At 64.1% G+C, this 12,806-nt stretch carries 11 protein-coding genes and 1 tRNA gene; 8 read left to right on the forward strand and 4 right to left on the reverse strand.

Going from position 1 to position 12,806, the window contains the following annotated elements:
- Positions 1–139: 139 nt before the first annotated feature.
- Together ACVIYL_RS28665 and ACVIYL_RS28670 are read left to right on the forward strand one after the other, a co-directional pair.
- Positions 140–1,366, forward strand: coding sequence for a CaiB/BaiF CoA transferase family protein (locus ACVIYL_RS28665; protein ID WP_229189315.1), 1,227 nt, complete (start codon positions 140–142; stop codon positions 1,364–1,366).
- A gap of 246 nt (positions 1,367–1,612) precedes the next feature.
- A complete protein-coding gene (locus ACVIYL_RS28670; protein WP_456780371.1) occupies positions 1,613–2,008 on the forward strand; it encodes a RidA family protein in 396 nt (131 codons plus the stop codon).
- Positions 2,009–2,037: 29 nt separating this feature from the next.
- On the opposite strand, the gene ACVIYL_RS28675 is transcribed toward ACVIYL_RS28670, so the two are convergent.
- Positions 2,038–2,727, reverse strand: coding sequence for a TetR/AcrR family transcriptional regulator (locus ACVIYL_RS28675; protein ID WP_057019566.1), 690 nt, complete (start codon positions 2,725–2,727; stop codon positions 2,038–2,040).
- Positions 2,728–3,069: 342 nt separating this feature from the next.
- Here ACVIYL_RS28675 and ACVIYL_RS28680 point away from each other — a divergent pair, with 342 nt between their 5' ends.
- The 3 genes from ACVIYL_RS28680 (at position 3,070) to ACVIYL_RS28690 (ending at position 6,787) form a co-directional block, all read left to right on the forward strand.
- The gene (locus ACVIYL_RS28680; protein WP_456780372.1) at positions 3,070–4,302 is read left to right on the forward strand and encodes an acyl-CoA dehydrogenase family protein; all 1,233 of its coding nucleotides are present in this window, start codon (positions 3,070–3,072) and stop codon (positions 4,300–4,302) included.
- Between the two features lie 135 nt (positions 4,303–4,437).
- Positions 4,438–5,496, forward strand: a complete 1,059-nt coding sequence (locus ACVIYL_RS28685; protein WP_092082388.1) for a phosphotransferase family protein — start codon at positions 4,438–4,440, stop codon at positions 5,494–5,496.
- Positions 5,497–5,872: 376 nt separating this feature from the next.
- The gene (locus ACVIYL_RS28690; protein ID WP_092082390.1) at positions 5,873–6,787 is read left to right on the forward strand and encodes a DMT family transporter; all 915 of its coding nucleotides are present in this window, start codon (positions 5,873–5,875) and stop codon (positions 6,785–6,787) included.
- Positions 6,788–6,819: 32 nt separating this feature from the next.
- Here ACVIYL_RS28690 and argE read toward each other — a convergent pair whose 3' ends face one another.
- Positions 6,820–7,989, reverse strand: coding sequence for an acetylornithine deacetylase (argE, locus tag ACVIYL_RS28695; RefSeq protein ID WP_253608197.1), 1,170 nt, complete (start codon positions 7,987–7,989; stop codon positions 6,820–6,822).
- 644 nt (positions 7,990–8,633) lie between these two features.
- Positions 8,634–9,419, reverse strand: coding sequence for an SDR family NAD(P)-dependent oxidoreductase (locus tag ACVIYL_RS28700; RefSeq protein ID WP_038380474.1), 786 nt, complete (start codon positions 9,417–9,419; stop codon positions 8,634–8,636).
- A gap of 152 nt (positions 9,420–9,571) precedes the next feature.
- Between ACVIYL_RS28700 and ACVIYL_RS28705 the strand changes: the two genes are divergently transcribed.
- On the forward strand, positions 9,572–10,279 hold the full coding sequence (locus ACVIYL_RS28705; RefSeq protein WP_456780373.1) for a histidine phosphatase family protein: 708 nt from the start codon (positions 9,572–9,574) through the stop codon (positions 10,277–10,279).
- 138 nt (positions 10,280–10,417) lie between these two features.
- Complete coding sequence (locus tag ACVIYL_RS28710; protein ID WP_026192903.1) at positions 10,418–11,185, forward strand: SDR family NAD(P)-dependent oxidoreductase; 768 nt, start codon at positions 10,418–10,420, stop codon at positions 11,183–11,185.
- Positions 11,186–11,301: 116 nt separating this feature from the next.
- On the opposite strand, the gene ACVIYL_RS28715 is transcribed toward ACVIYL_RS28710, so the two are convergent.
- Entirely contained in the window at positions 11,302–12,525 is a 1,224-nt protein-coding gene (locus ACVIYL_RS28715) for a serine hydrolase domain-containing protein (RefSeq protein ID WP_456780374.1), read from the reverse strand.
- A gap of 169 nt (positions 12,526–12,694) precedes the next feature.
- Between ACVIYL_RS28715 and ACVIYL_RS28720 the strand changes: the two genes are divergently transcribed.
- A tRNA-Trp gene (locus ACVIYL_RS28720) sits at positions 12,695–12,770 on the forward strand.
- Positions 12,771–12,806 lie beyond the last annotated feature (36 nt).

Genomic DNA, 12,806 nt, shown 5'->3' on the forward strand with positions numbered 1-12,806 from the left:
CATAGGCCGCCCGGGGATGGCTTCATGCCGACAATGCAGTGCTCGTCACACCAAAATGGTGTATCGGCAGGCTTGAGCGCGCGCGGGCAGCGGCCCGGTGCGACACAATCAAGATATCGCAAGATTTGGAGGAAGGTTCATGTCGGCTCTGCCACTCTCGGGCATCAAGATTCTCGACCTGACGCGGGTGCTCGCGGGCCCGCTGTCGGCCCAGATGCTGGCGGATCTCGGCGCCGAGGTGATCAAGATCGAGCGGCCCGGCGGCGGCGACGATGCCCGCGCCTTCGGCCCGCCCTATCTCACCGATCCCGAAGGCAAGCAGAACAACAACAACTCGTTCTACCTCTGCGCCAACCGCAACAAGAAGTCGGTCACCGTCAACATCGCCAAGCCGGAAGGGCAGGCGATCATCCGCGAGCTCGCCAAGACGGCCGACGTGATGATGGAGAACTACAAGGTCGGCGACCTCAAGCGTTACGGTCTCGACTACGAGACCATCAAGCAGCTCAACCCCGGTATCATCTATTGCTCGGTGACGGGTTTCGGCCAGACCGGACCTTACGCGCCGCGCGCGGGCTATGATGCGATCCTGCAGGCGATGGGCGGCCTGATGAGCGTCACCGGCCATATCGACGGCGAGCCGGGCGAGGGCCCGATGAAGGTCGGCCCCTCGATCGTCGACTACATGACCGGCATGAACACCTCGATCGGCATCCTCTCGGCGCTCTACCATCGCGACGCCAACAACGGGGAAGGGCAGCACATCGACGTCTGCCTGTTCGACACGGTGATCGCATCGCTGTCGCACTGGCTGCAGATCTACCTCGTCAATGGCAAGACCCCGCCGCGCCGCGGCACCTGGGGCAATGGCGGCATGCCGGCCGGCGTGTTCCGCTGCACTGATGGCGAGCTGATGCTGGTGGTCGGCAATGACGGCCAGTTCCAGCGCACCTGCGCCGTGCTCGGCGAGCCCGAGCTCGCGAACGACAAGCGCTTCGTCAAGAACAACGACCGCGTCGTGCACGGCAAGGAGATCATGGCGATCTTCGCCGGGCTGTTCCTGAAGCATCCGGTGGCCTACTGGCTGGAGAAGCTCGAGGAGGCCGGCGTGCCGTCGGGCCCGATCAACAATTTCGAGCAGGTGTTCAGCGATCCGCACGTGCAGTCGCGCGGCATGCGGGTCAAGGTCGATCATCCGTTCGAGCCGAACCTGTCGCTGATCCGGAACGCGCTGACCTTCTCGGGCACGCCGATCACCGAATACCGCGCCCCGCCGCTGTTGGGGGCCGACACCAAGGAGATCCTGGCGACCATCGGCTATGACGACGCCAAGGTCGAGGGACTGAAGGCGCAGGGGATTCTGTAGGCACTGACTTCGAGGCCGCGGGCGGTGGAGTTTCTCCGTCATCCTGAGGTGCGAGCTCTTGCGAGCCTCGAAGGATGAACGGCCCCGCTGGTGGCCGTCGACCCTTCGAGACGCGCGCAAGGGCGCGCTCCTCAGGGTGACGGGACCAGGGTCGTCATTCCGCAACAACACTTCGACCAGCATCGAAGCATCATTGACATCCGCCTGCTAAGTTGGCGCCATCGATCCTCATCGAAGGTGCCAATCATGAAACGGGAAGTGGTCCGCGTCGAACCGATCTCGAGTTGGCTGGAGCGCTGGAAGGCGCCGGCATCGCCGGTGACCCGGGCCGGCAACATGGTGTTCGTCTCCGGCCTGCCGCCGTTCGATCCCGCGACCGGCGAGTTCGCCGCCGGCGCGTCGATCGAGCGGCAAAGCGAGCTGCTCATGGAGCAGCTCAAGCAATGCCTCGAGGCGGCCGGCGCCACGCTCGACAATGTGATGAAGTGCAACGTGTTCTGCACTTCGGCAAAGCACTTCACAACCTTCAATGCAGTCTATGCAAGGTACTTCCCGCACCAGCCGCCGGCGCGGATCTTCGTCTGCATCCCGGAATGGACCGGGCCGTTCGACGTCGAGATCGACTGCATCGCGATGGTGTAAGGGCAGGGCGCCGCAGCGGCGCCCTCGCTTCACAAATCCTGCCGCGTCAGCCGCCCGTGCATCGCGACCGGTCGCGGCGCCGGCTTGCTCGGCACGTCGCCCATCGTCAGCGCCATCACCGAGACCGTGACCACGCGATCGATGATGCCGCGGACGTCGTCCAGATCGCATTTGCCTTCCGACAGCCGCAGCAGGCGTTCCTTCTCGCGGATGGTGTGGTGCGCCATCGCGAGCGCGAAGTGCAGGCCCCAATAGAGCTCGGTGTCGCTGCTGGCCGGCATCGCGCGGCGCATCGCCGCGGCGAACTTGCGCAGGTGATCGACCTCGCGATTCTTGATGCGGCGGATCGGCGGCACGGATTCGATCGAGGCGCGGATCATGAACCGCGCCGCGGTCGAGCCCTCGCGATCCGGCCCGAGGCAGCCGCGCAGGGTGGGGCCGACGAGGGCGCGCATGATGTCCTCGATCGCGGCGCGGCCGCCGCCTTTTTCCTCCGCCGCCCGCAATTCGTTGAGGCGCTCGCGGTTGGTCTGGATGCTGCGGGTGACGAACAGCTCCGCGATCAATTCGTCCTTGGAGCCGAAATGATAGTTCACCGCCGCGAGGTTGACGTTCGCTTCCGCGACGATGTCGCGCAGCGTGACGTCGCCGAAGCCGCGGTCGGCATAGAGCCGCTCGGCGGCGGCGAGAATGGCGGATCGGGTCTGGTCGCTGGCCATGGCTGAGAGCCTCCGGTCATTCCGGGGCGATGCGCAGCATCGAACCCGGAATCTCGCTCCACAATTTCCGGATTCCGGGTTCAGCCCTGCGGGCTGCCCCGGAATGACGAACGCAAGGTTGCATTTCAAACATTTGTATGAAACTATCGTTTGAACGGTCGGAAATGTCAATCCGCGGATCGCGGGGCAGCATTCTGGCACACCGCCGCCGCCCTTTCGCGAACGCCCTTGCGAGCCGCGGAGGCGGGGTCAACAATGTCGGCAAATGGCTACGGCCCAGGTCATCGGCCCAGGTCATCGGCCCAGGTCAGCGGCCCAAGTCTAGGAAACGAGGAGCGTCCCATGGATTTCACGATGTCGCCCAAGCAGAAGGAGTGGCTGGAGCGCGTTCAGGCCTTCATGAAAACGCACGTTCGGCCCGCCGTGCCGATCTACGACAAGCAGGATGCCGAGGGCCCGCGCTGGAAGGTGATCCCGATCCTCGAGGATCTGAAGAAGAAGGCGAAGGCCGAAGGCCTCTGGAACATGTTCATGCCGCCGTCCTCGCATGAGGACGATGAATTCCACGGCGCGGGATTGACCAATCTCGAATACGCGCTGCTGTCGGAAGAGATGGGTCGCATCTCCTGGGCTTCGGAAGTGTTCAACTGCTCCGCTCCCGATACCGGCAACATGGAAGTGTTCATCCGCTACGGCACCAAGGAGCAGAAGCGCAAATGGCTGCGCCCGCTGATGGACGGCGAGATCCGCTCCGCCTTCCTGATGACCGAGCCGGCGGTCGCTTCGTCCGACGCCACCAACATCGAGACCCGGATCGAGAAGGACGGCAATCACTACGTCATCAATGGCCGCAAATGGTGGTCGTCGGGCGTCGGCGATCCTCGTTGCAAGATCGCGATCTTGATGGGCAAGACCGACTTCAACGCCGCCAAGCATCAGCAGCAGTCGCAGATCCTGGTGCCGCTCGATACCCCCGGCATCAAGGTCGAGAAGATGCTGCCGGTGTTCGGCTTCGACGATGCGCCGCACGGCCACGCCCAGGTGCTGCTCGAGAACGTCCGCGTGCCGAAGGAAAACATCCTGCTCGGCGAAGGCCGCGGCTTCGAGATCGCCCAGGGCCGTCTCGGTCCGGGCCGCATCCATCACTGCATGCGCACCATCGGCCAGGCCGAGGAGGCGCTGGAGAAGATGGTGAAGCGGCTCGCCTCGCGCACCGCGTTCGGCAAGAAGATCATCGAGCATTCGGTCTGGGAGCAGCGCATCGGCGATGCCCGCACCGACATCGAGATGAACCGTCTGCTCTGCCTCAAGGCCGCCGACATGATGGACAAGGTCGGCAACAAGACCGCACAGGCCGAGATCGCGATGATCAAGGTCGCAGCTCCCAACATGGCGCTCAAGATCATCGACCAGGCGATCCAGGCCTTTGGCGGCGGCGGCGTCTCCGACGAAGCAGGGCTCGCCCGCGCCTATGCCCACATCCGCACGCTGCGCCTGGCGGACGGTCCGGACGAGGTGCACAATCGCGCCATTGCCAGACTTGAACTTCGGAAGTATGCAAACACGTCGCACTGAGCATGATGCGGAACGCATGGCGTTCGCGCGCACATCGTGCTCAGAATGAAAAAGAGAGATCAGGCTGGCGTGCCAGCCTGATTGAGGGAGCGCCCCGACGCGCTCTTTGAAAAATCGAGTTGAGGGAGCGTCATCGTGGCGGACGGCGTCAGGAAAGACGAAGAATTTTCCGGCACAAGGGAAGTCGAGGAGCGCCATCGTATCAACGAGGCTAGTCTCGACGCCTGGATGAGGGAACACGTCGAAGGCTATCAGGGGCCGCTCACGGTCCTGCAGTTCAAGGGTGGCCAGTCCAACCCGACCTACAAGCTCGAGACCCCCGGCCGCAACTACGTGATGCGGCGCAAGCCGTTCGGTAAATTATTGCCGTCGGCGCATGCGGTCGATCGCGAGTTCCGCGTGATCGCGGCGCTCGGCAAGCAGAATTTCCCGGTTGCGAAAGCCTACGCGCTGTGCACCGACGACGCGGTGATCGGCTCGGCCTTCTACATCATGTCGATGGAAGAGGGGCGGGTGTTCTGGGATCCGACGCTGCCGACCCAGGAGCCCGACGCGCGCCGAAAGATCTTCGCCAGCAAGATCGAGACGCTGGCCAAGCTTCATCTGTTCAATCCCGAGGCGATCGGCCTCGGCGATTTCGGCAAGCCCGGCAATTATTTTGCGCGACAGGTCGATCGTTGGACCAAGCAGTACCGCGCCTCCGAAACGCAGCACATTCCCGAATTCGAGAAGCTCGCCGAGTGGCTGCCGAAAACCGTTCCGGAGCAGAAGCGCGTCTCGATCGTGCATGGCGACTATCGCCTCGACAACATGATCTTCCACGCCACCGAGCCGCGGGTGCAGGCGGTGCTCGACTGGGAATTGTCGACGCTCGGCGATCCCATGGCCGACTTCACCTACCTGTTGATGCAGTGGACCATGCCGGGCCTCGTCAATGCCGACCTCAAGGCATTGAACATTCCGAGCCAGGATGAAGCGGCGCAGATCTATTGCGACGTGACCGGCATCCCGGTGCCGGACCTGAACTGGTATTTCTCCTACAACCTGTTCCGCCTTGCCGGCATCACGCAGGGCATCGCGGGCCGGGTTCGCGACGGCACCGCGGCGAATGCCAAGGCCCTCGAGTCGGCCAAGCGCACCGTGCCGCTGTCGCAGGCGTCATGGGAATACGCGCAGAAGGCCGGCGCAACCTGATCCAAGAATGCGGCGCGATCCAACAGGGCTCGCGCCGCTTTTCTTTTTACCTCGCCCCGCTTGCGGGGAGAGGTCGGATCGCATGCAGCGAAGCGAAGTGCGATCCGGGTGAGGGGGAGTCTCCGCAACTCGTTTGCCGCCGTCTGTGCGGAGCAAGCCCTTCACTCAACCCACTAAGAGCGAGCTGCGCTCGTCTTGACCCGGCAAGAGCGGCGCGAGGGAGCAGCAGGCCGATCGCGATTCCAAAGGCTCGCGCCGCCGCTGCAAGGTGCGGCATGTTTCCGCATTGTAGCCATCTGTGACTTGAGTTCGCGCTGCCGCTTTGGCAAGTCAGTCCGGTCAACGCCCGCCCTGGTCCTGATCGGACATTTTCATTTTGGCTCTTTCCTCCAATCTTCGCGGCAGCCTGTTCATGGCTGCGGCCATGGCCAGCTTCACGGTCAACGACACCATCACCAAGGCGGTGTCGGCGGAGCTCAACATCGGCGAGATCCTGCTGGTGCGCGGCCTGGTTGCGATGGTGCTGGTCGCGGCGCTCGCCTGGTACCGTGACGCGCTGCGCAGTTTCAGCGTGCTGCTGATCTGGCCGGTCGGGCTGCGCGTCCTTGGCGAGATCGGCGGCACGCTAACCTATCTCTCCGCGATCGCGCAGATCCCGCTCGCCAACGCCTCGGCGATCTTCCAGGCGCTGCCGCTGGTCATCACGCTCGGTGCGGCGCTGGTGTTCGGCGAGCCGGTCGGCTGGCGGCGCTGGCTTGCGATCGCGGCCGGCTTCATCGGGGTGCTTGTCATCGTTCGGCCCGGTGCGGAAGGCTTTAGCCAGGCTGCACTCTTGGCGCTGGCGTCGGTCGGCTTCTGCGCGGTGCGCGATCTCGCCACCCGCCGTATCCCGAAAGAGCTGCCGACCGTGTTCATCACGCTGCTCACCACCGTGACCGTGACGACGGCGGGTGCTGTCGTCCTTGTCCCGCTCGGCGGCTGGCGGCCGCCGTCCGGCACCGCGCTCGGCCTGCTCATATTGGCCGCGGTCCTGATCCTGATCGGTTATCAGTGCATCATCGTGTCGCTGCGCACAGGCGACATCTCGGCGGTGGCGCCGTTCCGCTATACCGCGCTGCCGTGGGCGATGCTGACGGGCTATCTCGCCTTCGGCCACAAGCCCGACGGTCCGATGCTCGCGGGTGCCGCGATCATCGTGGCCTCCGGCCTCTATGCCTTCTACCGCGAGCGCAAGCGCGACAAGCTCCGTCCCGCCGCAACGGGACCGGGGCTACCGCCGGACGGGTTGTGAGGCATCCGTGATCCTACGCAATCATTTGCAAATCACTTGGCGCAATGTGCGATCAGCCGTGCGACGAATGCGCCGCACGCCTCGAGCTGCGACATCTCGACGAACTCATCCGGCGTATGCGCCTGTGCGATCGAGCCGGGGCCGATCACAACGGACGGCACGTCCGCCATGCTGACGAACAAGCTGGCCTCGGTGCCGAAGGCGACCTTGGCGTGGTCGTTGCGGCCGGCAAATTGCTTGGCGAGCGTGACGATGGCGGCGTCGGCGGCGGTGTCGAGCGCGGGGTAGTCGAGGATCTCCTCGAATTCGATGCCGCATTCGGGATGTCGCTTGCGCATGTCAGGCTCGATCTCGGCCTTGGCCCAGGCGATGATCGCATCGGTCACCTCTCTCGACTCGGTGATGCCGATGCCGCGGCACTCGAATTCCACCACGCATTGGTCGGGCACGATGTTCAGCGCGGCGCCGCCATGCACGATGCTGGTGAGCAGGGTCGAGTGCGGGACATCGTAGAGGCTGCCTTGTTCGGCATCCGCGGTCAGCAACGCGGCGCGGCGGCGGATCTCGGTGATCAGGTCAGCGGCATATTCGATGGCGTTGACGCCGTCGGGCGCAATCGAGGAATGGCGGGCAAGCCCGCGGAACGTGGCGCGCACGCCGTGCTTGCCCTTGTGCCCGATGATGACCTGCATCTGGGTCGGCTCGCCGACGAAACAACCGAGCGGCTTGATCGGCTTGCGCGCGACCTCGCGCAGCATCGGACGTACGCCGACGCAACCGATCTCCTCGTCATAGGAGATGGCAAGATTGATCGGCGTCTTCAGATCGGCCGCGAGCATCTCGGGAACCATCGCGAGGCAGACGGCGACAAAGCCCTTCATGTCGGTGGTGCCGCGGCCGTACAGCCGGCCGTCGCGCTCGACGAGCTCGAACGGGTTGTGGCTCCAGTCCTGTCCCACAACTGGCACGACATCGGTATGCCCCGACAGCACCAGCCCGGCCTTGTCCTCAGGGCCGACAGTGACCCACAACGAGGATTTCTGCCCGGTTTCATCGACGATGCGTTGCCCCGCGAGGCCAAGCGAGGCGAGGTAGCGCTCGATGTAGTCGATCAGGGGCAGATTGCTGCGGTCGCTGACGGTGTCGAACGCGACGAGGTCGGCCAATAGCTTGCGGATGCGGTCGGAACGTTGATTTTGCATTGCCTGTTCGTTTGCGAGGGATTGTGCGAGGAATGACGAGTGTGCGAGCGATCCTGCCAGCGAAGTATAACAGCTGGTTGGCCTGCCGAGGCCAAGCAATATTCGGACCGTTGCCGGCGGTTATTGCGGTCCAGGCGTGTGGGATGGGTTGGGTAGAGCGAAGCGAAACCCATCGAATATATCCGCGCGGTGAGATGATGGGTTTCGTGGAGTTTATCATCGGGTCGCGCGTTGCGCGGACCTAGAGCGGAACGAAAGGCAAGACTCGGGCGATTCATGTCGCGAGAATGCGAAACTGTATCCCCATTCTCGGCTGTCATCGCCCGGCTCGGACCGGGCGATCCAGTACGCCGCGGCCTCTCGGCTCAAGCACAGAGGTCTCTGGAATACTGGATCGCCCGCATGCGTATGCGCAGGTGATGACACCGCATTGTTTGGCACCTTGAATGCGAACCATCTCCAGCGTCGTCCCGGCGAAGGCCGGGACCCATTACCCCAAATGCCAATGAATGCGCGACGCTGGGGCAACAGCCTTCTTCAACTACTCGACCCTGTGGTTATGGGTCCCGGCCTTCGCCGGGACGACGGTCGTGAATGTGGAGCCATCGGGGCCGCAGCCGGGATAACCACGGAGACTGCCCTCGCTAGATCGGCTTGCCCGTATACGGCATCGATGCGGTGAGGCCGCCGTCGACCGGGATGGCCTGGCCGTTGACGTAGGACGCTTCATCGCTCGCCAAAAACAATCCCATCGCGGCGAGCTCGTGCGGCTGGCCGGCGCGCTTGAGCGGATTGAGCTGGCCGATCTTGTCCTGGGTGCCGCGCTCCTTGGCGCGATCGAACACCGGCTTGGTCATGCCGGTTTCGATCAGGCCCGGGCACACCGCATTGATGCGCACGCCGGTGCCGGAGAGCGAGTAGGCGGTGGTCTGCACCAGGCTGATGACGCCGGCCTTGCTCGCACCATAGGGATGTCCGCTGGCACCCGACTTCAGGCCCGCGACGGAGGCGGTGCAGACGATCGAGCCGGAACCTTGCTTCGTCATATGCGGAATCGAATGCTTGATCGCGAGGAATGGGCCGATCAGATTGACGCGCAGCACCTCCTGCCAGTGTTCGACGGTCTGGTCGGCGAGTGGGACGAGACCGCCGCTGACGCCGGCATTGGCCCAGATCGCATCGAGCTTGCCGTACTTCGAGACCGCCTTCTCGATGAAGGCCTTCACGTCGCTCTCCGAGCCGGCATCGGCGGTGACGGCCTCGACAGTGCCGCCGGCATCGCGCACCAGCTTGGCGGTCTCGTTGACGCCCTCGGTGCGATCGACCGCGATCAGCTTGGCGCCTTCCCTGGTGAACAGCAGCGAGGCGGCGCGGCCGATGCCGCTGCCAGCGCCGGTGATGATGACGGATTTGCCTTCGAGGCGGCCCATGAGTTTCTCCCTGTTCACGTGATTAGTTCGGGTGGTCCTTGGCGCGTCTGCCGCGCGACGGAATTCAAACAAAATTTCAAACGTCCGAAGCACTTGAGACGGTGTGCGGCGTGACGTACAGCGAGACGGGACACTATTGAAGGGCTCATCCGATGTCCAATCCAGACAAGCCTGAGGTGACGGTGACGCGGTGGTGGTGGGTTCGTCACGCGCCGGTGCGCAGCGACGGCGGCAACATCTACGGACAAGAGGATATCGACTGCGACACCGGCGATGTCGAGGTGTTCGAGGCGGTCGCCAAGATGCTGCCGCGCGATGCGGTCTGGTATTCGAGCAATTTGAAGCGCACACACAAGACTGCGGACGCGATCTGGGCTGCCGGGTTTCCAAAGCCTGAAAGCATGACGCAGGAACGCGACTTCGCCGAGCAGCATCTCGGCCAATGGCAGGGTATGAACCGCGCCGCGTTTCTAGCCAGTCGTCCGCCGGGTACGGCCTGGTTCGCCGACGTCAACGATCCCGCGCCCGGCGGCGAGAGCTACATGGATCTCTACACCCGCGTCTGCCGCACCATTGTGCGGATCACCGCCGCGGAAGCGGGCAGGAATATCATCGCCGTCGGCCATGGCGGCGTGATCAAGGCCGCGGTCGGGCTGGCGCTCGGCGGCCAGCCGGACAGGGGGCTGTCGTTCGATATCGATAATATCTCGGTGACGCGGCTCGATCACATCGCGAGCGCCGGCCTGTCGACCTGGCGCTTGCCGATGGTGAACCAGCAGCCGTGGATTGCCGATCCGCGCCACGCCGCGATGCATCAGCCGTCCGGGCCTGAAGTCAGGCCGGCGAGCAAGCTTGCGTGATCGTCATACCGGGATGGTCCGAAGGACCAGACCGCAGATGCGCAATTGCGCATCGGGGAATCTCGAGATCCCGGGTCGACGCTGGTGCGTCGCCCCGGAATGACGCTAAGACGAACACTTAACATCAGGGAGAGAAACATGACCTTGTTCGACATGAAGGGAAAAGTCGCCGTCATCACCGGCTCGACGCGCGGCATCGGACGCGCGATCGCCGAGCGCATGGCCGAGCACGGCGCCAAGGTCGTGATCTCCTCGCGCAAGGCTGACGTCTGCGAGCAGGTGGCGAAGGAGATCAACGACAGCTACGGCAAGGGCACCGCGGTTGCGATCGCGGCAAACATCTCGTCGAAGGAAAATCTGCAGAACCTGGTCGACGAGAGCAACCGCGCCTTCGGCAAGATCGACGTGCTGGTCTGCAACGCGGCGTCCAATCCTTACTACGGTCCGCTCGCCGGCATCTCCGACGATCAGTTCCGCAAGATCCTCGACAACAACATCGTCGCCAACAACTGGCTGATCTCGATGGTGGTGCCGCAGATGATCGAGCGCAAGGACGGCTCGATCATCATCGTGTCCTCGATCGGCGGCCTGAAGGGCTCGACCATCCTCGGCGCCTACGCGATCTCCAAGGCCGCCGACATGCAGCTCGCGCGCAACCTCGCCTGCGAATACGGCAAGCACAATATCCGCGTGAACTGCATCGCGCCGGGCCTGATCAAGACCGACTTTGCGAAGGCGCTGTGGGACAATCCGGACAATCTGAAGGCCTCGACCGCGCGCTCGCCGCTGCTGCGGATCGGCGTGCCGGATGAGATCGCGGGCGCCGCCGTGATGATGGGCTCGCGGGCCGGCGACTTCATGACCGGCCAGACCATCGTGATCGACGGCGGCGCGACGATCAGCTGAGCATCACTCGTCATTCCGGGGCAGCCCGCAGGGCTGAACCCGGAATCTCGATGTTGTTGCGCGAGATTCCCCGATGCGCGATTGCGCATCTTAGGTTCGCGCCCCGGAATGACGGACTACTCCACCGCCGCGTACACCCCGTTGCGCACCAGCGAGCGGGTATATTCGCGCTGGCCCGGGCCCTGCATCATGAAGACCGCGATCAGGTCTTCGCTCGGATCGATCCAGAAGAATGTGCCGGCCATGCCGCTCCAGAAGTACTGGCCGACCGAGCCGGAGAACGGCGCGATGCCCTGCTGCATGCGCACGGCGAAGCCGAGGCCAAAACTGTGGCCGGGCGACACCAACGTGCCCTGGATTGCCACGCCGGCGCCGAGGTGATCGGAGGCCATGAATTCGAGCGTCTTGCGGCCGATGATCCTGGTGCCGTCGAGCGAGCCGCCGTTCAGCAGCATCTGCGCGAAGCGGGCATAGTCCATCGTGGTCGAAACCAGGCCGCCGCCGCCGGATTCCATCGCCGGCTTCTCCAGCATGTTGAACAGCTGCACCTTCTCGTTGGTCCAGGGATCGTTGGCAAAGGCCTCGGCGAGGCGGCCGGCATTGGCTTCCCCGGTGTGGAAGGCGGTCTCGGTCATCTGCAGCGGCGAGAGGATGTGCTCAGTGAGGTACGCGCCGAGCGTCTTGCCGCTGACGACCTCGATGATGCGGCCGAGGATGTCGGTGGAGCGGCTGTAGTTCCACTCGGCGCCGGGCTGGCAGACCAGCGGCATGCCGGCGAGCAGGGTGGCGTGCTCGGCGTTGGTGATCTTGCGGCTGCGCAGCCGCGACTGCTGGTAGAGCTGCTGCACCGGGCCGTTGCCGGTGTGGTCATAAGTAAGCCCAGACGTGTGACGAAGCAGGTCCTGGATCGTCATCTGCCGCTGCACGGGTACCAGCTCGAGCTTGCCGTTGTTGTCGACGCCGACCTTGGTCTCGGCGAATTCGGGGATGAATTTCGCGACGGGGTCGTTGAGCAGGAAGTGGCCGTCCTCCAGCAGCTGCATGATGCCGACCGAGACGATCGGCTTGGTCATCGAGAAGATGCGGAAGATCGTGTCATGGGCCATTGGCGCCGAGGCGCTCGGGCTTTGCCGGCCGATCGCGTCGAACCAGCCGATCTGGCCGCGCCGCGCCACCAGCACCGTCACGCCGGGCACGGTTCCCTTGTCGACCTCGCGGCGGAAGGTGTCGGACATCGCCTGCAGCCGCGCGCTCGACAATCCGATCGATTCGGGCTTGGCGAGGGGAAGAGAGGGGGTGGTCGGGCTGGCGGCGTGCTTGGTGGCGGTTTGGGCGTTCATGGTCTCTCCCTGGTTCTTGATTCTTGCGGCGAGGTGCCGACACGGGGTGATCGCCGAAGTCTGGCGCAGAAGTTTTGCAATGAACAGAAGCTTCACCGCTTCGCCCTTGCAAACCGGCCATGCCCTGTGCTTGAAACGGCGCGAACCGGCGGCGACGCCGGTTCCCTGCAGGAGTGTAGCTCAATTGGTAGAGCACCGGTCTCCAAAACCGGGGGTCGCAGGTTCGAGCCCTGCCACTCCTGCCAGCCTTTTCCCAATCATTTGAATGTCTTGGCCGAGGT

Source organism: Bradyrhizobium sp. USDA 3315 (assembly GCF_054056795.1).